This window comes from Micromonospora sp. NBRC 110009 (genome assembly GCF_030518795.1).
Taxonomy (GTDB): Bacteria; Actinomycetota; Actinomycetes; order Mycobacteriales; family Micromonosporaceae; genus Micromonospora.
The window spans coordinates 5,993,282-6,017,945 of sequence record NZ_CP130427.1; the positions used below are offsets into that span (position 1 = coordinate 5,993,282).

The 24,664-nt window shown below is 74.1% G+C and carries 27 protein-coding genes; 14 read left to right on the forward strand and 13 right to left on the reverse strand.

Features of this window, described 5'->3' with window-relative positions:
• The first annotated feature begins 110 nt into the window (after positions 1-110).
• Positions 111-500: a DUF2267 domain-containing protein gene (locus tag Q2K19_RS28365; RefSeq protein WP_302765176.1), complete on the forward strand. Its 390-nt coding sequence runs from the start codon at positions 111-113 to the stop codon at positions 498-500.
• A 73-nt stretch (positions 501-573) separates the two neighbouring features.
• On the opposite strand, the gene Q2K19_RS28370 is transcribed toward Q2K19_RS28365, so the two are convergent.
• Positions 574-858: a hypothetical protein gene (locus Q2K19_RS28370; RefSeq protein ID WP_302765177.1), complete on the reverse strand. Its 285-nt coding sequence runs from the start codon at positions 856-858 to the stop codon at positions 574-576.
• Positions 852-1,169 carry a hypothetical protein gene (locus Q2K19_RS28375; RefSeq protein ID WP_302765178.1) on the reverse strand — a complete coding sequence of 106 codons (318 nt, stop codon included), beginning with the start codon at positions 1,167-1,169 and terminating at the stop codon, positions 852-854. The genes Q2K19_RS28370 and Q2K19_RS28375 overlap by 7 nt, the downstream gene beginning before the upstream one ends.
• A 102-nt stretch (positions 1,170-1,271) precedes the next feature.
• Here Q2K19_RS28375 and Q2K19_RS28380 point away from each other — a divergent pair, with 102 nt between their 5' ends.
• Positions 1,272-1,604, forward strand: a complete 333-nt coding sequence (locus tag Q2K19_RS28380; protein ID WP_302765179.1) for a putative quinol monooxygenase — start codon at positions 1,272-1,274, stop codon at positions 1,602-1,604.
• 16 nt (positions 1,605-1,620) lie between these two features.
• Here the strand turns inward: Q2K19_RS28380 and Q2K19_RS28385 are convergent, their stop codons facing one another.
• The 3 genes from Q2K19_RS28385 to Q2K19_RS28395 all read right to left on the reverse strand — a co-directional run bounded on the left by Q2K19_RS28385 (position 1,621) and on the right by Q2K19_RS28395 (position 3,514).
• Entirely contained in the window at positions 1,621-2,124 is a 504-nt protein-coding gene (locus Q2K19_RS28385; RefSeq protein ID WP_302765180.1) for a hypothetical protein, read from the reverse strand.
• A 69-nt stretch (positions 2,125-2,193) separates the two neighbouring features.
• Entirely contained in the window at positions 2,194-2,913 is a 720-nt protein-coding gene (locus tag Q2K19_RS28390; protein WP_302765181.1) for a hypothetical protein, read from the reverse strand.
• The gene (locus Q2K19_RS28395) at positions 2,906-3,514 is read right to left on the reverse strand and encodes an RNA polymerase sigma factor (protein ID WP_302765182.1); all 609 of its coding nucleotides are present in this window, start codon (positions 3,512-3,514) and stop codon (positions 2,906-2,908) included. Before Q2K19_RS28395 ends, Q2K19_RS28390 begins: the two co-directional genes overlap by 8 nt.
• 46 nt (positions 3,515-3,560) lie before the next feature.
• Between Q2K19_RS28395 and Q2K19_RS28400 the strand changes: the two genes are divergently transcribed.
• Positions 3,561-4,811 (forward strand): YncE family protein, encoded by a 1,251-nt coding sequence (locus Q2K19_RS28400; protein ID WP_302765183.1) that lies wholly within the window; start codon positions 3,561-3,563, stop codon positions 4,809-4,811.
• A gap of 23 nt (positions 4,812-4,834) precedes the next feature.
• On the opposite strand, the gene Q2K19_RS28405 is transcribed toward Q2K19_RS28400, so the two are convergent.
• Positions 4,835-6,100 (reverse strand): multidrug effflux MFS transporter, encoded by a 1,266-nt coding sequence (locus Q2K19_RS28405; RefSeq protein ID WP_446839752.1) that lies wholly within the window; start codon positions 6,098-6,100, stop codon positions 4,835-4,837.
• A 171-nt stretch (positions 6,101-6,271) separates the two neighbouring features.
• Between Q2K19_RS28405 and Q2K19_RS28410 the strand changes: the two genes are divergently transcribed.
• Positions 6,272-7,036, forward strand: coding sequence for a DUF427 domain-containing protein (locus Q2K19_RS28410; RefSeq protein WP_302765184.1), 765 nt, complete (start codon positions 6,272-6,274; stop codon positions 7,034-7,036).
• Positions 7,037-7,194: 158 nt separating this feature from the next.
• The gene (locus tag Q2K19_RS28415) at positions 7,195-8,028 is read left to right on the forward strand and encodes an alpha/beta fold hydrolase (RefSeq protein WP_302765185.1); all 834 of its coding nucleotides are present in this window, start codon (positions 7,195-7,197) and stop codon (positions 8,026-8,028) included.
• A 24-nt stretch (positions 8,029-8,052) separates the two neighbouring features.
• Here Q2K19_RS28415 and Q2K19_RS28420 read toward each other — a convergent pair whose 3' ends face one another.
• A complete protein-coding gene (locus Q2K19_RS28420) occupies positions 8,053-9,627 on the reverse strand; it encodes a Na+/H+ antiporter (protein ID WP_302765186.1) in 1,575 nt (524 codons plus the stop codon).
• 77 nt (positions 9,628-9,704) lie between these two features.
• Positions 9,705-10,325 (reverse strand): L-threonylcarbamoyladenylate synthase, encoded by a 621-nt coding sequence (locus Q2K19_RS28425; RefSeq protein WP_302765187.1) that lies wholly within the window; start codon positions 10,323-10,325, stop codon positions 9,705-9,707.
• 122 nt (positions 10,326-10,447) lie between these two features.
• Between Q2K19_RS28425 and Q2K19_RS28430 the strand changes: the two genes are divergently transcribed.
• Positions 10,448-10,762: a hypothetical protein gene (locus Q2K19_RS28430; RefSeq protein ID WP_302765188.1), complete on the forward strand. Its 315-nt coding sequence runs from the start codon at positions 10,448-10,450 to the stop codon at positions 10,760-10,762.
• Between the two features lie 195 nt (positions 10,763-10,957).
• On the opposite strand, the gene Q2K19_RS28435 is transcribed toward Q2K19_RS28430, so the two are convergent.
• From Q2K19_RS28435 to iolC, 5 genes are all read right to left on the reverse strand, one after another.
• Positions 10,958-11,338, reverse strand: a complete 381-nt coding sequence (locus Q2K19_RS28435) for a VOC family protein (RefSeq protein WP_302765189.1) — start codon at positions 11,336-11,338, stop codon at positions 10,958-10,960.
• Positions 11,339-11,446: 108 nt separating this feature from the next.
• Entirely contained in the window at positions 11,447-13,297 is a 1,851-nt protein-coding gene (gene iolD / locus Q2K19_RS28440) for a 3D-(3,5/4)-trihydroxycyclohexane-1,2-dione acylhydrolase (decyclizing) (protein WP_302765190.1), read from the reverse strand.
• The gene (gene iolB / locus Q2K19_RS28445) at positions 13,297-14,181 is read right to left on the reverse strand and encodes a 5-deoxy-glucuronate isomerase (RefSeq protein ID WP_302765191.1); all 885 of its coding nucleotides are present in this window, start codon (positions 14,179-14,181) and stop codon (positions 13,297-13,299) included. Before iolB ends, iolD begins: the two co-directional genes overlap by 1 nt.
• On the reverse strand, positions 14,178-15,065 hold the full coding sequence (locus tag Q2K19_RS28450; protein WP_302765192.1) for a Cgl0159 family (beta/alpha)8-fold protein: 888 nt from the start codon (positions 15,063-15,065) through the stop codon (positions 14,178-14,180). The genes iolB and Q2K19_RS28450 overlap by 4 nt, the downstream gene beginning before the upstream one ends.
• The gene (gene iolC, locus Q2K19_RS28455; protein WP_302765193.1) at positions 15,062-16,027 is read right to left on the reverse strand and encodes a 5-dehydro-2-deoxygluconokinase; all 966 of its coding nucleotides are present in this window, start codon (positions 16,025-16,027) and stop codon (positions 15,062-15,064) included. Before iolC ends, Q2K19_RS28450 begins: the two co-directional genes overlap by 4 nt.
• Before the next feature lie 193 nt (positions 16,028-16,220).
• On the opposite strand from iolC, the gene Q2K19_RS28460 reads away from it, so the two are divergent.
• The 8 genes from Q2K19_RS28460 to Q2K19_RS28495 all read left to right on the forward strand — a co-directional run bounded on the left by Q2K19_RS28460 (position 16,221) and on the right by Q2K19_RS28495 (position 24,663).
• Positions 16,221-16,958, forward strand: coding sequence for a GntR family transcriptional regulator (locus Q2K19_RS28460; RefSeq protein WP_302765194.1), 738 nt, complete (start codon positions 16,221-16,223; stop codon positions 16,956-16,958).
• 152 nt (positions 16,959-17,110) lie between these two features.
• Entirely contained in the window at positions 17,111-18,508 is a 1,398-nt protein-coding gene (locus Q2K19_RS28465) for an extracellular solute-binding protein (protein ID WP_302765195.1), read from the forward strand.
• Positions 18,483-19,430, forward strand: coding sequence for a carbohydrate ABC transporter permease (locus tag Q2K19_RS28470; RefSeq protein WP_302765196.1), 948 nt, complete (start codon positions 18,483-18,485; stop codon positions 19,428-19,430). The genes Q2K19_RS28465 and Q2K19_RS28470 overlap by 26 nt, the downstream gene beginning before the upstream one ends.
• On the forward strand, positions 19,427-20,284 hold the full coding sequence (locus Q2K19_RS28475; protein ID WP_302765197.1) for a carbohydrate ABC transporter permease: 858 nt from the start codon (positions 19,427-19,429) through the stop codon (positions 20,282-20,284). The genes Q2K19_RS28470 and Q2K19_RS28475 overlap by 4 nt, the downstream gene beginning before the upstream one ends.
• On the forward strand, positions 20,284-21,420 hold the full coding sequence (locus tag Q2K19_RS28480) for an ABC transporter ATP-binding protein (protein ID WP_302765198.1): 1,137 nt from the start codon (positions 20,284-20,286) through the stop codon (positions 21,418-21,420). Before Q2K19_RS28475 ends, Q2K19_RS28480 begins: the two co-directional genes overlap by 1 nt.
• Before the next feature lie 2 nt (positions 21,421-21,422).
• Positions 21,423-22,631, forward strand: coding sequence for a CehA/McbA family metallohydrolase (locus Q2K19_RS28485; protein WP_302765199.1), 1,209 nt, complete (start codon positions 21,423-21,425; stop codon positions 22,629-22,631).
• Positions 22,622-23,533, forward strand: coding sequence for a sugar phosphate isomerase/epimerase family protein (locus Q2K19_RS28490; protein ID WP_302765200.1), 912 nt, complete (start codon positions 22,622-22,624; stop codon positions 23,531-23,533). Before Q2K19_RS28485 ends, Q2K19_RS28490 begins: the two co-directional genes overlap by 10 nt.
• A complete protein-coding gene (locus Q2K19_RS28495) occupies positions 23,530-24,663 on the forward strand; it encodes a Gfo/Idh/MocA family protein (RefSeq protein ID WP_302765201.1) in 1,134 nt (377 codons plus the stop codon). Before Q2K19_RS28490 ends, Q2K19_RS28495 begins: the two co-directional genes overlap by 4 nt.
• Position 24,664 lies beyond the last annotated feature (1 nt).

Consider the following 24,664-nt stretch of genomic DNA (forward strand, 5'->3'; position numbering starts at 1 on the left):
GCGGACGACGTCACCCCCGGTGGGCGCCGAGGCGGATGCCGTCGAACCGGGCACCTCACCGGGCGCGGCGTGCCAGGATCAGGCTCGCGGAGGGCTGATTCGGGGGCGTGATGAAGTACGAGGAGTTCGTGGCGCGGGTCCGGGAGCGGGGCGAGTACGACAGCGCCGCCGAGGCGCAGCAGGTCATCGGCATCGTGGTCACCGCCCTGGCGGAGCGGCTCGCCCCGGAGGAGGCGCGCCAGCTCGGCGCGCAGTTGCCCGCGCAGCTCGGTGACGTCCTCCGCACGGCGGTCGGCGGGGGCCTGCGCGAAGGGGTGACCGAGTTCCTGCACCGGGTCGGCGAGGGCACGGGCGCGACGGAACGGACCGCGGAATGGGACGCCAGCGCGGTGCTGACGACCATCGCCGACGCGGTCTCCGGCGGGGAGCTCAACGACGTGCTCACCCAACTGCCGTCCGGTTACGCCACGCTGTTCGGGCGGCCCGGGGTGTCCGGTTGAGGCGCGGGCCGGCGAGCTGAGGGCTCGTTCCACGGGGACGGCGGCCGAGCATCCCCGACCGCCGTCGCCGGGGTCAGCAGAACCAGCCGTCCTGCACCCAGCCGTGCCGGTTGATGTGCCCGTAGGCGAAGCCGTACACGTAGCCGCCGCTGCGCGGCCCTTCCACCAGGAAGGTCTGCCCGCGGTAGAGCGTCCCCATCCAGGCGCCGTTGGGGTCGGTGCGGACGAACAGGTCCTCGGCGCAGACGGTCTCCCGCTCACCGATGGTGCCGGTCGCGGCCTGGGCCGCGCCCGGCAGCGCGGTGACGGCGAGTGCCGCGGCCACGGTGGCGGCGGCGAGACGCCTCGGGCTCACCATGAGTCGTACCCCCCGATGCATTCCAGCCGCAGGTAGCCCCAGTCGTTGGGGCCGAAGTCGAAGCTCGCCGCCCAGCCGTTGTAGACCGGGTGCACCCCCGGGGTATGGCCGATCTTGTTGCCGTAGGTCAGCGTGCGCTTGAGGCCGTAGGGGCCCCGGGCGGAGTCGTAGTTGTCGTAGAAGCTCGCGGTCTGGCAGACCACGATCGCGTGCCGCGGCACGACGGTCTCGGCGTGCGCCGCCGCGGCTCCGGTCGGCGCCAGGCAGAGGCCGGCCACCACGGTGGCCGCCAGTCGCATCGGTTTTCGCATTCGCATCCCTCCCCTGTTGATCGACACCCTACCGATAATACTGATATTTATCTATGCCTGGCGCCGATGCCAACCGCCGGCCCGCTGGGTAGCCTGGTACGCATGATCTTCATTACCGCCAAGTTCCGCGTCCGGCCGGAGCACGCCGACCGGTGGCCGCAGATCGCCGCCGACTTCACCGAGGCCACCCGGGCCGAGCCGGGCTGCCTGTGGTTCGACTGGTCCCGCAGCCTCGACGACCCGACCGAGTACGTGCTGGTCGAGGCGTTCCGGGACGACGAGGCCGGCGCGGCGCACGTGCAGTCGGCGCACTTCCGTGAGGCGCAGCGCACCCTCCCGTCGCACCTGGCCGAGACGCCGCGGATCGTGAACGTCACGGTGCCCCAGCAGGACTGGTCGCGGCTCGGCGAGATGGCGGTCCCCGAGGACCAGTGATGTCGCCCGGGGCGGGTCAGCTGTCGGCGTAGACCAGGTCCATGGTGTCGGTGCGCCCGGACCACCGGAGGACGAGGTGCCAGCAGCCCGCCCGCGGCAGGTCGATGATCGACGGGCCGGGGCCGCCGGCGACCTCCCGGGTGACCCGGGTGTCGGTGCCGTCCAGCGTCGCGGTGATCTCGAGGGTGGCCGGCGCCGTGGTGGCGGGTGACGTGGCGACGGGGCGGGCGACCCAGAGGATCTTGTTGTTGGATCCGTCGGCCCGCTCCACCGCCAGCGGGTGCGCGAACAGCGCCGCCACGATGTCGCCGTGCGCACCCAGGACGTGCGGCATCCGGGCGTCCCCGGAGAACCCGGCGCGCGCCCAGTCGGGCAGGGCGCCGGTCTCCACGCGGGCGGCGCAACCCGTCGCGGCGGCTGCGCCGGGCGGCCCGGCCGGGGCCGCCGCCGGCCGGCTCCCCGTCGTGCACCCCGCCAGCAGGACCACCGACGCCAGCGCCACCCTGACCCGTGCACCCATGTCACGCCCCCGGACCGTCTCCACTCGTGCCTGCCACCATCGGGACACCGACCGGGCCCGCCGGGTTCCCTAACCGAGCGAGCGGGCGACGGCGATCGCCTCGTCCCGGGTGAGGTCGCCCTCCAGCCGGTAGCTCACCCCGTCCCCCTGCCAGATCAGGGTCGAGGCCGCCAGCCGCGCGGTCTCGACCCGGACCGCGCCCGTACGGTCCACATAGGCCACCGGATGCGGGCCGGCGACCCAGACCGCGAACTCCCCGTCGACCTGGACCCACTCCACCCCCGGCCGGCTCGCCTGCTTCTGGAAGACCAGGTCGAGGTCGCCGTCGAAGGCGTCGAGGCGCAGCGCGCCGCCGCGGTAGACGAGGGTGGCCACCCGGTAGGTGCCGGCGCCGTCGGGGTCGGCCACCAGCACCCGCTCGGGCGGACCCAGCTTCGCCGGCACCCGGATCGGGAAGCGCACCTGCCGCTGCGCCTCGTCCAGCGCGGCGGGCCGCTGCCCCGGCAGCGGCGACGGTGTGCCGGTCGGCGACACCGGCACCGGCGACGTGCCGATCACGACCCCCGAGAAGCGCAGCAGCCCGGCCACCGCGTCGGCGACGGCGGCGCGTCCCGGCGGCAGCGCGGCGACGAGCAGGGCGGCCACCGCCGCGGCGAGCCAGTACCGCCAGCGGCGCCGGCGCGCCGCGGGCCGGGCCAGGCGGGCGTGGACGCGGGCCGCCACGTCGGGCGGCTCGGGCGTCTCCAGCCACGCGCCGAGGTCGCGCAGCTCCCGTTCGAGGTCACCCACGGCGCACCACCTCACGGTCGAGCAGCCCACGCAGCTTCGCCAGGGCCCGGGACGTCCGCGACTTCACCGTTCCCCGGGGCACGCCCAGCATGCTCACCGTCTCGTCCTCGCTGAGGTCGAGGAAGAACCGGCAGACGATCACCTCCCGGTCCTTCAGGGGCAGCAGGCGCAGCGCCTGCACCAGCGCGGCGCGACGTTCCGCCGCGAGGACGGCGCCCACGGCGTCGTCCTCGCTGGCCGCCGACTCCGGGTTCGCCGCCGCGGCCCGCAGGACGAGCCCCTCCCGCCGGCTGCGGGACCGGTGCAGGTTGCGGGTCTCGTTCGCGACGATCGCGAGCAGCCACGACCGGAAGGACGACTGCCCCCGGTAGCGGGTCAGGTTGCGGTACCCCTTCACGAACGCCTCCTGGATGACGTCCTCCGCGTCCGGGCCCGCGCCGAGCAGCACCGCCGTCCGGTACGCGGACGCAGTGTGCCGGGCGACCAGGAGTTCGTACGCCTCCAGGTCACCGGCCCGGGCGCGGGTGACAAGCTCGTCGTCGTCCAGGGAAACCTCCGTCGGCTCACTCTCATGACACCGCCCGCGCGGCTCGGGTTCCACCCCCGGACGGCGGGAACCTCGCCGGGGCCGGCGGTGTCACCCGGGCATGACCGCCAGCACACCGATCTCACGCCGCACGATGCTGACCCTGCTCGCCGGTGCCGGCGCCGCCGCCCTGGCCGGCTGCGAGCCCATCCGGGCGGCGGCCCCCGCGGTCGCCGTCCCCGACCCGCTGCTCGTCGACGTCGACGGCGGGGTCGTCGTCCTGCGCGGCGCCGGCCGCCGGACGATCCCGCAGGCCGTCGCGACCGCGGACGGTCTGGCGGTCTACGCGACCGCGCCCGCCGGTCCCGACACCGCCTTCTGGCGGGTCTACACCGGCGCCGGCGGCGCCTCGCCGCGGGTCACGCTCCCGGGGCGCTGGCTGCCGCAGGCGGTCTCCGCCACCGGCACCCTGGTGGCGCTCACGCCGGAGCGAATGGCCGTCACCGACGGGCGTCCGGCGGGACGGGAGCTGACCCGGCTGCTGGTCGCCGACGTCACCGGGGTCCGGCAGCGACTGGAGCTGCGGGGCAACTTCGTGCCGGAGGCGTTCACCGCGGACCTCGGCGGGCTGTTCGTCCTCGAATGGCTCCCGGCCACCGCGCCGGACCGCTACCGGGTCCGCGTCGTCGACCTCGCCACCCGGGCGCCCGGTCCGCTGCTCACCCGCGACAAGTCGCCGGTCCCGCCGGGCGCCGAGGAGGAGATGCGCGGCGAGGGCCGCCAGGCCGTGCTCGCCCCGGACCGCACCACCCTGTACACCCTCTACACCCACCAGCCCGGTCATCGGCACACCCGCGACCTGGTCAGTGGGCGCCCCGGCAACGCGCACGCGTTCGTCCACACGCTCGACCTCGCCGCGCGCTGGGCGTACTGCATCGACCTGCCGCACCCGTTCGGGGAGGCCCCCGTGCACAGCCACGCCATGGCGATCAGTCCCGACGGCGGGCAACTCTTCGTCACCGACGTCACCTCGGGCGCGGTCGCGGAGATCTCCACGGTGGACCTGGCGGTGGTCCGCACGGTCAACCGGGCCGTCGGCACCGGCACCGCGTACGCCGCCACCGACGGCCGCGCGCTCTTCGTGGGCGCCGGCACCGCGGTCCGGCGCATCGACCTGGCCCGGCTGGACGCCGCCGCCGGCTGGCCGGTCCGCGAGCCGGTCACCGGGCTGGTGTCCAGCGCCGACGGCAGCCGCCTCTACGTGGGCCAGCGCGACGCGGTGAGCTGGCACGACCCCGCCACCGGCCGGGAGCTCGGCAGGGTCGCCGTCCCCGGACTGGTGACCGTACGCGGGCCGGCCGCACCCGACTGACCGCCCGGCCGGGTCCGGGTTCGTCAGTGTGCGGGCACGGCGACCACGGCCGGCTCGACGTCGGACAGCCGGGCGCGCCCGACGACGGTGAGCAGCACGGTCAGCGCCGTCAGCATGCCGCCGGCCACCACCGCGGCCATCGCCAGGCTGCCGGTGCCGAGCACACCGACCAGCGGCGCGGACAACGCCCCGACGCCGAACTGCACCGCGCCGAGCAACGCCGCCGCGGTGCCCGCCGCCTCCCCGTGCCGGGACAGCGCCAGGGCCGGCGCGTTCGGCAGCGCGAGGCCGGCGGCCGCGAGGACCAGCCACAGCGACGCCAGGATGCTGGCCAGCCCACCGACGCCGGTGGCGGCGAAGCCGAGCAGCACCAGCCCGGCCGCCGCGCCGACGCCGAGCGCGGTGACGAGGATCCGCTGCGGCGAGTACCGGCGCAGCAGCCGCACGTTCACCTGGGTGGCGGTGATCAGGCCGACCGCGCCCGCGCCGAAGGCGAGCCCGAACTCCTGCTCGTCGAGCCCGTACCGCTGCTGGAAGACGAACGACGAACCGGCCACGTACGCGAAGAGCGCGGCCATGGCGAGGCCGGCGACCAGGACGAGACCGACGAACGTCCGGTCGCGCAGCAGCGCGCGGTAGTCCCGGACGGTGGCGGCCACGCCTCCGTGGCGGCGCCGCGCCGGCGGCAGGGTCTCCCGGAGCCCGACCGCCGCGACCGCGGCCAGCAGCACGCCGAACACCGCGAGGGCGGCGAACACGCCCCGCCAGTCCGACCAGCGCAGCAGCCCGCTGCCCAGGGTCGGGGCGAGGATCGGGGCGGCCCCCATCACCAGCATCAGGCGGGAGAAGAGCCGGGCGAACGCGGCGCCGCTGAACAGGTCGCGCACGACCGCCATGGCCACCACCGAGGTGGCCGCGACGCCCAGCCCCTGCAGCACGCGCAGGACGCCGACCACCTGGATGGTCGGCGCGACCACGCACAGCACCGAGGCCAGCACGTGCAGACCGATGCCGGCGAGCAGCGGCACCCGCCGGCCCACGGCGTCGGAGAGCGGGCCGATCAGCAGCTGGCCGAGCGCGAGGCCGGCGAGGGTGCCGGTCAGGGTCAGCTGCACGGCCGCGGACGTGGTGTGCAGGTCGGCGGTGATGGCCGGCAGCGCGGGCAGGTACATGTCGATGGTCAGCGGCCCGATCGCGATCAGCGAGCCGAGAACGAGGACGAGCCGCAGACGTTGCCGGCGGCTCATCAGGTCACCTGGGGTCTCGATCGGGTCGGCGACGGCGGTCACGGGGTCACGCTCCGTCGGGACGGGCAGCTCTGCAACGCTCACACCTGGCAGCAAAAGCGCCGATGGGTGATCTGATTCCCGGTGCGGGAAAAGGTGCCCCAGCTCACACCGGGCGTGCACGTGGGGTCGCTCCGATCGTTGCACCGTTGACGCCCCAGCAGTGGAGGACCCGTGCCCGACTACCCGAAGGCGATCGCGCCCGTCGACCGGATCGAGCCGGTGCCCCGCCGGATCCGCGCGTTCCTCGCCGGTGAGCCGGTGCTGGACACCACCCGGGCGCGGTACGTGTGGGAGTGGCCTTTCTACCCGCAGTACTACGTCCCGGTCGCCGACGTGCGCCGGGACCTCCTCGTCGACGAGCAGCGCACCGAGGAGTCCCGGCGCGGCTGCGCCCGGGTGTACGGGCTGCTGGCCGGCGGGACCACCCGGGACGCCTGCGCGCGGTGGTACGGCGACGACGCGCTGCCCGGGCTGGCGGACACGGTCCGGTTCGACTGGGCCGCGCTGGACGCCTGGTTCGAGGAGGACGAGGAGGTCTTCGTCCACCCCCGCAACCCGTACGCGCGGGTGGACGCGCTGCGCTCCACCCGCCGGGTCCGGGTGGAGCTGGACGGTACCGTGCTGGCCGAGTCGACGTCGCCCGTGCTGGTCTTCGAGACGGGCCTGCCCACGCGCTACTACCTGAACCGCACCGACGTGAACTTCGCGCACCTCGCCCCGTCGGCGACCCGGACCGCCTGCCCGTACAAGGGCCGGACCAGCGCCTGGTGGTCGGTCCACGTCGGCGACGCGGTGCACGAGGACCTAGCCTGGTCGTACGACTTCCCCACCGGGGCGCTGCTGCCGATCGCCGGGCTGGTGGCCTTCTACAACGAGAAGGTCGACCTGATCGTCGCCGGGGAGCGGCTGAGCCGACCGGAGACGCACTTCTCCTGAACCGCCGCCCCGGCGCGGCAGCGCATCGGTGGCGGGACGGATGCATAGGGTGAGGCGGACGCCCGCGGCCCCGCCGGCCGCCCGCTCGACGAGTTCCCGGGGGATCGGCGAGGTCTGCACCGAAGTCGCACCACCAGTGAGGATGGAGGAACACCAGCGTGACCGCCACCGATTGGACCACCGACGTCGAGGGCACCGGCCGGTACGCCGAGGTCAACGGCATCAACCTCTACTACGAGACGCACGGCGCCGGCCGGCCGCTGATCCTGCTGCACGGCGGGCTCGGGTCGGGTGAGATGTTCGGCCCGGTCCTGCCCGCGCTCGCCGCACGGCACCAGGTCATCGCCGTCGACCTGCAGGGACACGGCCGTACCGCCGACATCGACCGACCGCTCGACCTGGAGTCCATGGCCGACGACATCGCCGCGCTCGTCGATCACCTGGGGCTGGACAGGCCGAACCTCGTGGGCTATTCGCTCGGCGGCGGGGTGGCGCTGCGCGCGGCGGTGCGGCACCCGGCCAAGGTCGGCCGGCTCGTCGCCGCCTCGGCGCACGCCTGGTCCGACGCGATCTACGCCGAGATGCGCGCGCAACAGGGTCAGGTGACCGGCGCCGCGGCCGAGTTCATGAAGGACACGCCGATGTACCAGCTGTACCAGCGGGTGGCCCCGCGCCCGGAGGACTTCCCCCGGCTGCTGGACAAGATCGGCGAGCTGATGGCCCGCGACTTCGACCTCACCGAGGAGATCCGCGGTCTCCAGGTGCCGACGATGATCGTCGCCGCCGACGCGGACATGGCCCCACCGAGCCACTACGTCGAGGTGTTCAAGCTCCTCGACGGCGGGCTGCGCGACGGTGGCTGGATGAACGAGGGCCGGCCGAAGGGCGGCCACGCGCTCGCGATCCTGCCCGGGCTGACCCACTACAGCATCTTCAGCTCGCCGCTGTTCGCCGCCGTCACCCTCGACTTCCTCGACGACCGCTCGAACTGAGCCCGCGCCCCCCGGGGGAGCGGGTCAATCCTCCGGTTCCGGGCCGAGCAGCCGGATCTCCTCGATGTCGACCGCGGCCTGCAACTGGCGTTGCACCGCGTCGTCGATCTGGTTGCTGTCCCGCAGCCGGTTGACCTCCCGCCGCTTGTGGTCGAGCACCTTGAGGCGCAGCCGGCGGGCGATCTCGCGCTCCTCCTCGGTCTCCTCGGTCCGCGGCGCGCGGACGTCCTCCAGGTGGTCCTGGTAGTCGGAGCGGAGCCGTTCGACGGCGTCCGGCGAGGCGCCGAGGTCGGCGGCCACCTGGGGCAGCGCGGCCAGCGCGGCCTCGGTGGCCCGGATCCGGGCCCACCGCACCTCGTGTTCGCGTTCCTCGTCGCCCATCAGCCTGGCCCACTTGACCACGGCGGGCAGGGTGGTGCCCTGCACCAGCATGATCAGCACGATCACCACGACGGTGACGAAGATGATCAGGTCGCGTTCGTGCACGGGGGTACCGGCGTGGGTGGTGACCGGGACGGCGATCGCGGCGGCGAGGGAGACCGCGCCCCGGAAGCCGGCCCAGCCGGCGGCGGTGCGGACCCGCGCGTCGAAGCGGCGGGCCTGGCGGAACTCCCGCCGGTCGATGCCCTGCAGGGCGGACACGGACAGGTGCACCCAGGCCATCCGGACGGCCGTCACGACCAGGGCGATCAGCACCGCGATGGCGAGCGACTGCGTCGGCGAGTGGCTGGTGATGGCGCGCAACGACCGGGGCACCTGCATGCCGAGCAGCACGAAGAGACTGCCGTTGATCATGAAGGTGGAGAGGTCCCAGAACGCGTACGCGGTGATCCGGGATCGGGCCCGGATCACCCGCGGCCCGGCGTACGAGAGCACCAGGCCGGCGACCACGACCGCGAGGACTCCGCTGGCGTGCATCACCTCGGCGAGCAGGAAGGCGACGAACGGGGTGAGGATGCTCAGCCCGCCCTCGCGCAGCGGGTCATCGACGTGCTTGCGGATGAAGATGACCGCCCAGCCGACGAGCAGCCCGGCGGCGATCCCCCCGAGGGACTTGCCGACGAACTGACCGGCAAGGGCGAGCGGCCCGGGGAGCGCCCCGCCGGCGATCACCCCGACGGTGACGGCGAAGAGCACCAGGGCCGTGCCGTCGTTGATCAGGCTCTCCGCGCGCAGCGTGGTGAGGATTCCGCGCGGCATCCGCTTGGCCAGCCCGGCGACGGCCGCGGCGTCGGTGGGCGCGAGGACCGCGCCGAGCACCCAGGCCGCCTCCGGCTCCACCCCGAGGGCCTGTGCGGCGTACGCGACGGCGACCATCGTGATGATCACCAGGGCGACGGCGAGCAGGGCGATCACGGCGAGGTTGGCCCGGATCTCGCGCAGGCTGATGACCAGGCTCTCCCGGTAGAGGATGGCAGGAAGGAAGAGGAGCAGCACCACGTCCGGCTTGAGAACCACCTGGTGGAACGGCGGCAGCAGGCCGAGCAGGGCACCCATGGAGATGAGCAGCACGGGTGGGGCGACGCTGTACCGGCCACCGATCGTGGTGCCGATGAGCACGGTGGCGCCCAGCACCGCGATCAGCACGAGTGCGCTCACGTCGTACTCCCGTCACCCGCCCGCCGCGACCCACGGTGCCCCACCGCGGCGGCACGGTGGGGTGGAACGGCGAATCGCTACTCGAACCGGGCGGTGTCCCCGGCGCCCCGGCGCAGGATCTCCGGCTCGGGGCCGGACAGGTCGACCACGGTGGTCGGCTCCAGGCCGCACTCGCCCGCGTCGACCACCGCGTCGACCTGGTGGTCCAGCCGTTCCTTGATCTCCCAGCCCTGGGTCAGCGGCTCCTCCTCGCCGGGGAGCAGCAGGGTGCTGGAGAGCAGCGGCTCGCCGAGCTCGGCGAGCAGCGCCTGGGTCACCGTGTGCCGCGGCACGCGCACCCCGACGGTCCGCCGGCGCGGGTCCTGCAGCCGTCGGGGGACCTCGGCCGTGGCCGGCAGGATGAACGTGTAACTGCCCGGGATGCAGGCCTTGACCAGGCGGAACATCGAGTTGCTGACCTTGACGAACTGGCCGAGCTGGGCGAAGTCCGCGCAGACCAGGGTGAACGGGTGCCGGTCATCGAGCTTGCGGATCTCCCGGATCCGGTCGACCCCGGCGCGGTTGTCGAGCTGGCAGCCGAGGGCGTAGCAGGAGTCCGTCGGATAGGCGATCAGGCCGCCGTCGCGAAGCAGGTCGACCACCTGCCGGAGCACCCGGGGTTGGGGGTTGTCCGGGTGTAGGTCGTAGTACCGCGCCACGTCGATCAGCCTATGCCCGACCCCGGGCGAGCCGCGAGCCCGGAAAAAGTCGCGGCGAGGAGGTTTGGCGCGCCGACGCGCTGGAAAAGGTGGGGGCCGCTCGAAGAGGGGGACTCACAACCATGTCCGAAGCCAGCACAGACCGCGCCGACCGACCGGCCGAGGTGTCCGACCCGCTGCTGTGGGGCCTGGCCGCCGCCGTGGCCGACGCCCACCAGCCCGACGACGAGCGGGTCTGCGTCAGCCCGAGCTGCGTCGGCGCGGCCTGGCCCTGCGCCGCCTGGAACAGCGCGCAGGAGGGGCTGCGGGCCGCGCGGGCCCCGCTGCCGGCCCCCTCGCCGACCGGCTGGTCCAGCGACCTGGTCCCGGCGGCGCCGGTGGAAGCCGCCGCGCGGCCGGCCGGCGACGAGCAGCTGGCGGTCACCTCCGCGGCCTGAGCTCCGCTCCGGCCGGCTCTTCCGTCCCGGGTACGCCCGGCAGGGTCCCGCCACGCCCCGGCATGCCGGGGATCCGCATCGGTGCGCCGCCCGGGCTGAGCGGCGCCGTGCAGCGGCCTGACGGTACGCACCACTGGGCGGCCCCGCCCGCGCCCGCGCCCGCCCGGCGCGGCGGGGCCGCCGCACCGATCGGGCTCAGTCCCAGCGGCGGGCGGTCGCGGCGAACAGCTCCGGGGCGCTGGCCACCGGAATCACGCAGAGCAGGTGGCCGCCGGGGGCGCGCAGCACCTGGCAGTCCTGCCACCGGGAGACGGGCGTGGCGCCGAGCCCGACCAGCCGGTCCACCTCGGCGGCCAGGTCGTCGGTCTCGATGTCCACGTGGTAGCGGGGTGCGTCGTCCACCGACTGGACCGCGGTGACCAGGTCCGGGACCACGTCGGGCAGGCCGGTGAACTGCGGCTCGGCGGCGTCGACCCGCGGCGGCGACCCGAGCGCCGCGGACCAGAAGGCGACGGCGTCGGGCGCCGACCGCCGGGGAGCGTCGAGGATCAGGGCGTAGACGCGGGACCGGTGCATCCGGCGATTCTAACGATGATCACGGTCGATGGCAGGCGGCCGGGACCGACGGACGGCCAGCTCGTCGCCGGTGCCCGTGTCCACGATGGGCGGTCGTTCCGGGCTCGCTCAGCCGGGGTGGAGACGCGCGCGGCGCGCCTTCCGCCCCGTCTCGTACGCCTCCCGGGCGGCCCGTGTCGGCTCGGTGCTGGACACCTCGGCGACCGGCACGTCCCACCACGCGCCGCCCTCCGGCCCGGGCTCCATGGGGTCCGTCGCGACGTACACGACGGTGGTCCGGTCGGCGGCCCTCGCCGCGCCCAGCCCGGCCCGCAGCTCCGCCATGGTGGTCGCCCGGATCACCTCGGCACCCAGGCTCGCCGCGTTCGCCGCCAGGTCGACCGGCAGCGGCCCACCGGCCCGGTCGCGGTAGGCGGTGCCGAGCCGCTGCGCGCCCACGCTCTCGGACAGCCGGCCGATCGAGGCGAAGCCCTGGTTGTCGACCAGCACCACGACCAGCTTGACGCCCTCGGCGACCGCGGTGACCAGCTCGCTGGGCAGCATCAGGTAGGAGCCGTCGCCGACCAGGACGAAGACCTCCCGGTCCGGCGCGGCCAGCTTCACCCCGATGCCGCCGGCGATCTCATAGCCCATACAGGAGTAGCCGTACTCGACGTGGTAGGCCTTGGGATCGGTGCTGCGCCACAGCTTGTGCAGGTCGCCCGGCATCGACCCGGCCGCGCAGACCACCACGTCGCGGGGGCCGGCGGCGTCGTTGACCGCGCCGATCACCGCCGACTGGGTCGGCGCGGCCTCCGGTCCGGCCTGCCGGTTCCGGTCCACCACCGCCGTCCACCGCGCGGCCAGGTCGGCGACCGTCGACCGGTACGCGGCCGCGGTCGCCCAGTCGCCGCAGGCCGCGTCCAGGGCGGCGAGGCCCTCCCGGGCGTCGCCGACCAGCTGCGTCCCGGACAGCTTGGCCGCGTCGAAGCCGGTGACGTTGAGGTTGACGAACCGGGCGTCGCCGAAGAGGGTGCCGGAGGCGGTGGTGAAGTCGCTGTAGCGGGTGCCGACGCCGATCACCAGGTCGGCGTCCGCGGCGACGGCGTTGGCCGCGTCGGTGCCGGTGACCCCGACGGCGCCCAGGCAGAGCGGGTGGTCGTAGCGGAGCGCGCCCTTGCCGGCCTGGGTCTCCACCACCGGTACGCCGTGCCGCTCGGCGAAGCCGCGCAACGCGTCGGTCGCACCGCTGTAGATCACCCCGCCGCCGGCCACCAGCACCGGACGGCGGGCCGCGGTGACCAGCTCGGCCGCCCGCCGCACCGCCGCCTCGTCCGGTCGGGGGCGGGGCACGTGCCAGGTGCGGTCGGCGAAGAGTTCCTCCGGCCAGTCGTACGCCTCGGCCTGCACGTCCTGCGGCAGGGCGAGGGTGACCGCGCCGGTCTCCACCGGATCGGTGAGCACCCGCATCGCCGCCAGCAGTGCCGCCGGCAACTGCTCGGGCCGGTTGATCCGGTCCCAGTAGCGGCTGACCGGGCGCAGCGCGTCGGTGACACTGACGTCGTACGAGCGGGTGTCCTCCAGCTCCTGCAGGACCGGGCTGGCCGGGCGGGTGGCGAAGAGGTCGCCGGGCAGCAGCAGCACCGGCAACCGGTTGATGGTGGCTCCGGCGGCGCCGGTGACCAGGTTGGTGGCACCGGGGCCGATGGAGGTGGTGCAGGCCAGGGTGCTGAGCCGGTCGGTCATCCGGGCGTACGCGGCGGCGGTGTGCACCATGCCCTGCTCGTTGCGGCACAACCGGTACGGCAGGTCGACGCCCGCCGCGGCGGCGCCGGCCAGCGCCTCGCCGAGGCCGGCCACGTTGCCGTGGCCGAAGATGCCGAAGCAGGCCGGGATGAGCCGGCGGCGCTGCCCGTCGCGTTCGGACCACTGCCGAGCGAGGAACGCCACCACCGCCTGCGCCACGGTCAACCTGCGCATCAGTCGCCTCCCGGTCGGGTCAGGGGCAGCCGGGGGTCGACCGGTTGGTCGGCCCAGCTGGCCCGGATCCAGTGGTGCCGCGGGTCGTCCACGCACGCCATGGTGCGCGCCGGGCCGGGCCCGGCCAGCACGTTCAGGTAGTAGAGGGGGTAGCCGGGCGGGGCCATCGACGGCCCGTGGTAGCCGTGCGGGACGAGCACCACGTCACCGGCCCGCACCTCGGCCAGCACGTCGATCGGCCGCCGGTCGGTGCCGTAGACCCGCTGGTAGCCGACCGGCCCGGCGTCGCCCGGCGCCGCGCCGGACACCTCGAAGTAGTAGATCTCCTCCAGCGCCGCCTCGACGCCGCCGTCGTCGTGGACGCGGTCGTCCTCGTGCTTGTGTGGTGGGTACGACGACCAGTTGCCGCCGGGGGTGAGCACCTCGACGGCGACCAGCCGGTCGCAGTCGAAGGCGTCCGGGGCGCAGAAGTTGTTGACCTGCCGGCTGGCCGGGCCGGCGCCGCGCAGTTCGACGGGCACGTCCCGGGCGGCGCCGTAGCGCGGCGACAGCCGGCGGGTGGCCCGGGCGGCCGGCAGGGCGAAGCGCCCCTGCCCGCGAATCGTGACCGTGGCGTCCCTCGGCACGTACGCGAAGTCGGTGACCGCCGCGAAGACCGAGCTGCGGCCGGCCAGCCTGAGGCTGATCCCGTCACAGTGCACGGTGGCGGTCCCGGCCAGCGGCAGGACCAGCATCTCCTCGCCGCCGGTGGGGAAGGTGACCTCCCCGCCGGCGGGCAGGACCAGCACCCGCAGGCCCGCGTACGTCCAGCCGGCCCGCTCGGGGGTGACCTCCAGCGCCCAGGGCTCCCGGGCGGTCGCGCCCCACGGCAGGTGCCAGCTCATGCCTGCTGCCTCGTGGGCAGCAGCGAGTGGGCCAGGTCGACCGCGGCGGCCACGTCGTCGTCGGGCGGGTAGAGCAACGCCCGGCCGACCACCAGGCCGCGTACGCCGGGCACCCGCAACGCCCGCTGCCAGCGGGCGTAGACCACGTCCGGCGCCTCCGTCGGATCGCCGCCGAGCAGCAGCACCGGCAGCGTGGTCGCGGCCATCACCCGCTCCATCTCGTCGATCGCCGGCAGCTTCAGCCAGGTGTACGCCGAGGTCGTGCCGAGCGCCTGCCCGACGCTCACGCTCTTGATCACCCCTTCCGGGGTCAGGTCGACCCGCACCCGCCCGTCCGCGCGGCCCACCCACATCGGCTCGACCATGGCCACCGTCTGGTGCGCGGCCAGCGCGCTGACCGCCCGGGCGCAGGCCTGCAGGGTGGAGGCCGTGCCATGGTCGTCGGGGTCGATCCGGCACAGCATCTTGCCGCCGTCGTAACCCATCGCGGCGATGGTGTCCGCGTCGTAGGCGGTGAACCGGTCGTCCAGCTCGAACGCGGCGCCGGAGAGGCCGCCGCGGTTCATCGAACCGATCGCCAGCCGGTCCTCCAGGGCCCCGAGCAGCAGCAGGTCCTCGAGGATGTCGGGGGTGCCGAGCACCCCGTCGACCCCCGGTCGGGACAGGGCGAGCCGCAGCCGGTCGAGCAAGTCGGTGCGCCCGGCCATGGCCATCGGCCGGTCCCGCACCCCGAGGGCGGCCCGGGCGGGGTGGTCGGCCGCGATGACGAACAGCGGCCGGTCGTGGTCCGGCCACGGTCGGCGGGTCCGCCGGGCCGCCGCCTCGGCGATCGCCTGCGGCCGGTGCGCTCGGGTGAGGGTCAGTGCCTCGTACTCGGTGCTCACCGCTCTCCTTCCGTCGCTGGGGCCGGCACCGCCCGCGCCACCAGCGCCTCGGTCTCGGCCTCGTCGGGCATGGCGGACGAGCAGGCCAGCCGCGAGGCGACGATGGCCCCCGCCGCGTTGGCGAAGCGCAGCGTCCGGGCCAGCGGCCAGCCGCGCAGCAGCCCCAGGCAGAGGGCGCCGCCGAAGGCGTCCCCGGCGCCGAGGCCGTTGACCACGTCGACCGGCACGGGCGGCTCCCGGACGGTCTCCTCGGCGGTGGCGGCCAGCACGCCCGCCGGCCCGAGCTTCACCACGGCGAGGCGGGGGCCGCGGTCGAGCAGCAGCCGGGCGGCGCGTTCCGGGTCCCGGCTGCCGACCGCCACCGCCACCTCGTCGAGGTTGCCGACGGCGACGGTGACGTGCGGCAGCGCGTCGGCGTACGCGGCGGTCGCGGCGGCCGGGTCCGGCCAGAACATCGGCCGGTAGTCGAGGTCCAGCACGGTGTGCGGGCGCCCGGCGCGGGCGGCCAGCGCCGCGGCGTGCGCGTCCCGGCTGGGCTGCTGGCACAGCCCGGTCCCGGTGAGCCAGAGGATCCGCGCCCCGGTGATCGCGGCGAGGTCCAGCTCGTCGGCGTGGATCTGCAGGTCCGGTGCGGTCGGTGTGCGGTAGAACCAGATCGGGAAATGGTCCGGCGGGAAGATCTCGCAGAACGTCACCGGGGTGGGCAGCCCGTCGACGGGCCGTACCTGGCTGTCGTCGACGCCGAAGTCACGCAGCGCCCGGTGCACGTAGTCGGCGAAGGCGTCCGCGCCGGTGCGGGTGACCACGCCGGCGCGCAGGCCGTACCGCGCGGCGGCGACGGCGACGTTGGTGGGGCTGCCGCCGAGGAACCGGCCGAAGGTCTCGACCTCGGCCAGCGGCGTGCCGATCTGCAGTGGATAGATGTCCACCCCGACCCGGCCGATGGTGAGCACGTCGAGCATGCGGCGTCCTTCCGCCGGGCCGGCGACGGCGTGACCACCGGCTCGAACCTGGTCATTGATTGGTAACAGTGGCCGTGAGTTGTGTCAATGTGTTGTCCTGACATCCGTCAGACTCTGCTCCGTGACCGGTTGGGTACAGTGGCGCCAGCATCGCGACCCCCCACCCCTGGGCAGCCGTGACGAGGAGGTCCCCGTGACCGGCCCCGAGATCGTGATCGACCGGAGCAGCCCGGTCCCGCTCTACTTCCAGGTCGCCGAGCAGTTCGCCGCCGCGATCCAGCGCGGTGACCTCTCCCCCGGCGACCGCCTGGACAGCGAGCTGCAGCTCGCCGACCGGCTGGGACTGTCCCGCCCCACCGTCCGGCAGGCGATTCAGCACCTGGTGGACAAGGGGCTGATCATGCGGCGCCGGGGCGTGGGCACCCAGGTCATCCGCGGCGAGGTCCGCCGCGCGGTCGAGCTGACCAGCCTGCACGACGACCTCGCCCGGGCCGGCCGGCAGCCGTCCACCTCGGTGCTGGAACTGGCCACCGTGGCCTGCCCGACGGCGGTGGCGGCCGCGCTGGGGGTGGACGCCGGCAGCCCCGTGCAGCACCTGCGCCGGCTGCGGTTCGCCGACGGCGAGCCCCTCGCGGTGATGGAGAACTGGCTGCCACTCGAACCGGTCCGGCTCTCCCTGGAAACCCTGCAGACCCGTGGCCTGTACGCGATCCTGCGCGCGGCCGGGGTGCGGGTCCGCAGCGCCCACCAGCGGATCGGCGCGCGGGCCGCCACCGCCGCCGAGGCGCAGATGCTCGGCGAGCGGCGCAACGCCCCGCTGCTGACCATGGCCCGCACCGCCTACGACGACCAGGGCCGCCACGTCGAACACGGCGCGCACATCTACCGGGCCTCCCGGTACGCGCTGGAGGTGACCGTCGCCGAGCGGTGACGGTGGATGTTTCCCACTGATTTCAGTGACAGGTATTTACGTCGTCAGGCTGTCATGACATTGTGGCCGACAAGCACCGCCGGTGTGGAATCTGCGGCCGGCGGGGCGACCCGCGAGTCTCTTCGAAGTCACCTCTGCGAAGGGAACAACCCATGTCAGTCACGCCGAGACGCGTCACAGGCGTGCTCGCCACGCTCACCGCCGTCACGCTCGCCGCCACCGCCTGCGGTGGCTCCGACGAGCCGGCCGGCAAGGACGCCAAGAACATCACCCTCACCATCGCCGCCAACTCCATCGTGGGCGGCAAGAACTCCACCGGCGCGGAATGGATCCAGAACTGGGTCATCCCCAAGTTCGTCGAGGCCCAGAAGGCGAAGGGCGTCACCGCCAAGGTGACGTTCGTGCCCAGCGGCGTCGACGACGAGCAGTACAAGACCAAACTGGCCCTGGACCTGCGGTCCAAGGGCGGCGCCGACGTCGTCTCCGTGGACGGCATCTGGGTCGGCGAGTTCGTGCAGGCCGGCTACCTCAAGCCGCTGTCCGAGCTGGCCGGTGACCAGGCCGACAAGTGGGACGGCTGGTCGCAGATCCCGCAGAGCGTGCAGGGCCTGGGCACGTTCGAGAACAAGCGGTACGGCATCCCGCAGGGCACCGACGGCCGGGTGCTCTACTTCAACAAGAAGCTGTTCGCCCAGGCGGGCCTGCCCGCCGACTGGCAGCCGAAGAGCTGGCAGGAGATCCTCGACGCCGGCACCAAGCTCAAGGCGCTGCCCGGGGTGACCCCGATCCAGATCAACGCCGGCACGGCGATGGGCGAGGCGACCACCATGCAGGGTGCACTGCCGCTGCTCGTCGGCGCCGGCGGGGAGATCTGGAAGGACGGCAAGTGGGCCGGCGCCAACCAGCCGGTCAAGGACCTGCTCGACTTCTACACCAAGGTCTACGGCGGCGGCCTCGGCGACCCGAAGCTGCAGCAGGAGGCCAAGGGGCGGGACAAGTCGTTCCAGGAGTTCGCCGCCGGCAAGATCGGCATTCTGGCCGAGGGCGACTACTTCTGGCGCAGCGTCATCAACCCCAAGGACGGCATCGCCAAGATGGCCGACCGGGACAGCACGGTCGGGTACGCGATGATCCCGGCCAAGCAGCCCGGTGCCGGCATCCGGGGCCAGGACTTCGTGAGCATGTCCGGCGGCGGTGTCGACGTGCTCAACCCCAACTCGAAGTACCCGTCCCAGGCGTTCGAGCTGCTGGCGTTCATGCACTCGGCGGAGGCCACCAAGGCGCAGCTTGCCGGCGACGCGCGGATCACCTCCCGCACGGACGTCAACAAGGAGGTGCTGGCCGGCGACCCGATGCTGAACTTCGTCGCCGAGAAGGTGCTGCCGCTCACCGCGTACCGGCCGCCGCTGGCGGTCTACCCGCAGGTGTCGGTGGCGCTGCAGGAGGCGACCGCGGCCGCGGCGTCGGGCAAGAGCGCCGACGAGGCGGCCTCGGCGTACCAGAAGAAGGTCGAGGGGATCGTCGGTGGTCCAGGTAACGTCTCGTCCTGACGAGACGGTCGGGGGAGCGCGCCCGGAGACGGGCGCCTCCCCCGCCCCCGACGCCGCCGGGCTGGGCCGGGCCGGCGCGGCCGGGTTCCTCGTCCCAAGCATGCTGTTGATCCTGTTCTTCCTGGTGCTGCCGGCCGCCTGGACGATCTACCTCGGCGTCACCAACTACCGGCTGACCGGGCTGGCCGCGGCTCACGCGGAGGTCGTCGGACTGGACAACTACACCAATGCCCTGGGCGACGAACGCTTCCGCACCTCGCTGCTGCTGACGCTGCAGTTCGTGCTCGGTTCGGCGGTGATCGGCCAGGCCGGCCTCGGCTTCGCCATCGCCTTCGCGCTGCGCGACCGGCGGGGCCCGCTGCGCCGGGTGGTCGAGGCGTTCATCCTGCTCTCCTGGATTCTGCCCAGCTCGGTCGTGGCCTTCCTCTGGATCGCCCTGCTCGACCGGGACGCCGGCACGCTCAACGCCCTGCTCCACACGCCGGGCGCGGCCTGGCTGCTCGACCACCCGATGCTGTCGATCATCATCTTCAACACCTGGCGGGGCACCGCCTTCTCGATGATGCTCTACGCCGCCGCGCTGGAGAACGTGCCGCGGTCGCACCTGGAGACCGCCCGGCTGGCCGGCGCGTCCACCTGGCAGCAGCTGCGCGACGTGGTGTTCCCGCGCATCCGCGGCCACGTGCTGACCAACCTGCTGTTGATCAGCCTCTGGACGTTCAACGACTTCACCCCGTTCCTGATCACCGCCGGCGGCCCCGAGCAGCGCTCGGAGATCCTCGCGGTCTACGTCTACAAGGTGGCGCTCTCCGGCGGTGAGCTGGGCTTCGGCGCCGCCATCTCGTTCATCATGCTGCTGATCAACCTGGTCATCGCGCTGATCTACCTGCGCATGCTGGGCCGGCGAAAGGAGCGGGCATGAGCACCGTGGTCGCCCGGACCGACGACGGGGCGCGGGTGGCCGTGCGGCATGTGCTGGCCCGCGTCGGGCGCTACGTGTTCCTCTGCCTGGTGCTCGCGTTCTTCGCGCTGCCACTGCTCTGGCTGGCCACCGCGCCGTTCGACGACACCCCGACGATCGGCATCTCGCTGCCGCAGTTCACCCTGGACAACTTCCGCGCCCTGCTGGACAACCCGTACGCGCTGACCTCGCTGCTCAACTCGGTCTGGTTGGCCGGCGGCACCGCCCTGCTGGTGGTGGTCTTCGCCGCGCTGGCCGCGTACGCGCTGAGCCGGGTGCGGGTGCCGGGCCGCGACGCGCTGCTCTACGGCCTGCTGCTGCTGTCGTCGATCGTGACCGGCACGGCCACCATGGTGCCGTTGTTCGAGCTGGCCGTCCGGGTGAACCTGATCGACTCCCGGCTCGGCGTCATCCTGATCCTCACCGGCGGGCTGCTCCCGGCGGCGATCTTCATCCTCAAGGACTTCATGGACGCCACGCCCACGTCGTACGAGGAGTCGGCGCGGGTCTTCGGCGCCAGCCCGTTGCAGATCATGCGGCACATCGTGGTGCCGGTGGTGCGGCCCGGCCTGGCCACCGTGGGGGTGTGGGCGGTGGCCAACGTGTGGGGCAACTTCCTGGTGCCGTTCCTGCTGCTCGGCCCGGACAAGCGGCCCGCCGCCGTGATCATGTACACGCTCTACACCGAGGGCGGCCAGGCCGACCTGCGGCTGCTCTCCACCTTCTCGCTGCTCTACTCGCTGCCGGTGGCGCTGATGTTCGTCTTCGTCAGCAGCAGGTACGGGTTCCGCTTCCACGGAGGGATCAAGCGCTGATGTCCGCCATCACCCTGCGCGAGCTGACCAAGGTCTACCCCAACGGGGTACGCGCCCTGGACGCCCTCGGCCTGGAGATCGCCGACGGCGAGTTCTTCGCCCTGCTCGGCCCGTCCGGCTGCGGCAAGACCACCCTGCTGCGCACCATCGCCGGCCTGGAACTCGCCTCCGCGGGCACGGTGCGCATCGGCGACCGGGTGGTGACCAACCTGCCGCCGGGGCAGCGGGACGTGGCGATGGTCTTCCAGGACTACGCGCTCTTCCCGCACATGACCGTGCGGGACAACATCGCGTACCCGCTGCGGATCAAGAAGGTCGGCCGGGCCGCCCGGCAGGACAAGGCCGCGGAGACCGCTGACGAGCTGGGCCTGTCCGCGCTGCTGGACCGCCGGCCGGGGCAGCTCTCCGGCGGCCAGCAGCAGCGGGTCGCCCTGGCCCGGGCGATGGCCTGCCACCCGCAGGTCTTCCTGCTCGACGAGCCGCTGTCCAACCTGGACGCCCGGCTGCGCCTGGAGGCGCGCACGTTCCTCAAGCGGCTGCAACGGGAGCTGGGTGTCACCACCGTCTTCGTCACCCACGACCAGGCCGAGGCGCTCGCCCTCGCGGACCGGATCGCGGTGATGGAGGGGGGCCGGATCCGGCAGGTCGGCACCCCCACCGAGGTGTTCCGCCGCCCGGCCAACACCTTCGTGGCCGGGTTCATCGGCTCGACCCCGATGAACCTGATCCCGGCCCGGGTGGACGGCGACGACCTCACCGTGGCCGGGGTGCGGCTGCCGGTGCCGGAGGAGGCGCGCGGCGTGCTCACCGAGGCCGAGACCGTGGTCTACGGCATCCGGCCCGAATACCTCGACCACTCCCCCGAGCCGGTCCCCGGCGCACTCACCGGCCAGGTCGTGGTGGTGGAGAATCTCGGCAGCTTCTCTCTGGTGTCGGTGGACGTGCCGGCCGACGGCGACGCGACGACGAGCGTGCAGGTCGTGGTGCCGGAGGGGCGGGAGCCGGCCCCCGGCGACACCGGCTGGATGGTGCCCCGGCCCGGGCGCTCGCTGATCTACCGGGACGGCGAGCTGGTGACCGGGACGGCGGCGCCACCGGTGCCGGCACCGCGGACCGGCGTCGCGGCGGACGCCTGACCATGGTCACGCACCGGGGGACCTGGACGCTGCCGGACCGCGCGGAGAGCATCCTGCGGGCCCTGCCGGTCACCGTGGCCCCGGGGACCGCCGCGCTCACCGTACGGCTCGACCACTCCCGCGACGCGGGCGTGCTCGACCTCGGCTGCCTGGGGCCGGACGGCTTCCGCGGCTGGTCCGGCGGGGCCCGCGACGGCTTCACCATCACCGCCGACTGGGCCACCCCGGGCTACCTGCCCGGCGCGCTGGAGCCCGGCGAGTGGCAGGTGCTGCTGCGGCTGCACCGGATCCCGCCCGAGGGCCTCCCGTACGAGGTCACCGCCACCACCGGCACCCGCGTGCCCGCCCCGCCGGCGGAGCCTCCCGAGCCGCCCCGGCCCGAGCGCCCGCCCCGCCCGGCGCTGCCCGAGGTGGACGGCCGGCGGTGGCTCGCCGGTGACCTGCACGCGCACACCGTGCACAGCGACGGCAACTACACCATCGACGAGCTGGCCGCCCTCGCCGTCTCCCGGGGGCTGGACTTCCTCGCCGTCACCGACCACAACACGGTCAGCCACCACCCCTGGCTGCCCGGGTCGGCGCACCGGTACGGGATCACCCTCGTCCCCGGGCAGGAGGTGACCACCGACCGGGGGCACGCCAACGCCTTCGGGCCGATCGGCTGGGTGGACTTCCGGGAACCGGCCGACCACTGGCTGCCCGCGGTGGAGCGGGCCGGCGGGCTGCTGTCCATCAACCACCCGCTCGGCGGCGACTGCGCCTGGCGGCAGCCGGTGACCACCCGCACCCGGCTCGTCGAGGTCTGGCACTCCGGCTGGTGGGACCGCACCTGGGGGGCCCCGCTCGCGTGGGCGCGGGCGTGGCGACCGGACGTCGTACCGATCGGGGGAAGCGACTTCCACCGGCCCGGCGCGGACGGGCTGCCCGGCGCACCGACCACCTGGGCGCTCGTCGACGGCGACCCGACCGACGAGGCCGCGGTCCGCGACGCCCTGGCCGCCGGCCGCACCGCGGTCTCCGCCGGCCCCGACGCGCCCCTGCTGCTGCGGCTCGGCGACGAGCTGCTGGCCCTGGGCGCGGACGGCGCGCTGCTCGGCTACCCGGACGGGCGGCACCGGGTCGTGCACGGCGACCGGTGCCTGCTGCCGGCCGCCGACGGGCTGCACGTCCTGGAGTCCCACCGCATGGAGGTGATCGCACTGTGCAGCTGACCGGACGTACCAGAGTGGCCGGAGCCCCGGTCAACTACGGCATCTACCAGCCGACCGACCCCGAGGTCGACGCCGAGGACCTGCTCGCGTCGCTCGCCGCGGACGGCTACACCGGCGTGGACTCCGGGCCGATCGGCTACCTGGGGACCGGCGCGACGCTGCGCCGCCGGCTGGCCGACACCGGGATCGGGCTCGCCGGCGGCTGGGTCGACCTGCGCTTCGCCGACCCCGACGGCTTCGCCGCGGACCTGGCCCAGCTCGACGCGGCGCTGGACGTGTTCACCGCCGTCGCCGTCGACGACCCGCGCTTCGCGCCCCGCCCGACCCTGGCCTGCCCGGGCGATCCGGCCCGGATGGCCCGTCCCGGCACCCCGCCGGACCTGGCCGCCGCGCTGCCGGCGAGCGAGTGGCCGGGCTTCGCCGCCCGGGTGCAGCAGGCCGTCGACCGCTGCCGCGACCGGGGCCTGGAACCGGTGTTCCACTACCACCTGGGCACCCTGGTGGAGACCGAGGCGGAGGCGGACCGGCTGCTGGAACTCACCGACGTGGCGATCTGCCTCGACACCGGGCACCTGACGTTGGCCGGCGGCGATCCGGTACCGGCGGTCCGCAGGTGGGCGGGGCGGATCGGGCAGGTGCACCTCAAGGGCGCCGACCTGGGCGTGCACCGCCGGGTCCGGGACGCCGGCGGCGGGCTCACCGAGGTGGTCGCGGCCGGCGGGTTCTGCGCGCTGGGTGCCGGCGACGTCGACCTCGCCGGGGTGCTGCACGGCCTGGACGAGACCGGCTACGCCGGCTGGCTGGTGATCGAGCAGGACGCGCCCGCGCACGGCCGGGACCTGGACCGGATCCGGGCGGACCAGCGCGCCAACCTGCGGTGGCTGGAGGAGGTGCGACGATGACCGAGCCGGGCAAGCGGATCCGGATCGCGGTGGCCGGGCTGGGCGTGATCGCCCGTACCGTGCACCTGCCCCTGCTGCAGCGCCGCGCCGACCTGTTCGAGGTGGTCGCGCTCAGCGACCTCTCCCCCGGCCGGCTGGCCGAGCTGGGCGACCGGTACGGCGTCGAGCCGGCCCGCCGGCACACCGACGCGGGAGCGATGCTCGACGCGGGCGGCTGCGACGCGGTGCTGCTGGCCACCTCCGGGTCGCACGGTGAGCTCGCCGCGACGGCGCTGCGCCAGGGGCTGCCGGTGCTCTGCGAGAAGCCGCTCGCCTACACCCTGGCCGAGGCGGACCGGTTGGCCGAGGCCGACGCCGGGCTGATGGTGGGCTACATGAAGCAGTACGACCCGGCGGTCGCCGAGGCCGCCCGGCTGCTGGAGGCGATCGGCGGCGCGGCGGCGGTGCACGCGGTCGAGGTGACCGTCCTGCACGCCGCCGGGGACCAGCAGCTCGCCTTCGCCAACCTGCCCCCGGCACCGCGGGACCTGCCGGACGCGGCGGTGGCCCGGCTGCGGGAGGCCGACGCGCGGCTGCTCGACGCCGCGGTGGGCGGGGACGCCGGGGCGCGCATCCTCTACCAGATCCTGATCAACAGCATCTCGCACGACCTGTCGCTGCTGCGGCTCTTCAGCGGGGCACCGGCCACGGTGGACCACGTGGCGACCTGGCCGCTGCCGGACGGGCCGGCCGAGCCGTCGGTGGAGATCTCCGGCCGGCTGCCCGCCGGCGGCCGGTACGGCATCCGCTGGCTCAGCCTGCCCGACTGCCCCGCCTACCGGGAGACGGTCACCCTGCACCACGCCCGGGGTGCGCTGGAGCTGGTCTTCCCGTCGCCGTACCTGCTCAACGCGCCGACCATCCTGACGGCGGTGGACCGGCACGAGGGCGGCGAGCGGCGGGCGCAGTTCCGGTCGGTGACCGAGGCGTTCGAGCAGGAACTGGTCGCCTTCCACGCGATGGTGACCGCGGGCACGCGTCCGCTGACCGGCATCGCCGAGGGCGCGGCCGATCTACGCACCAGCCAACAGGTGGTACGCCGCTACGGGGAGCTGACCGGGGCGGCGATCGGCGGAGAGGCGGCGAGCTGAC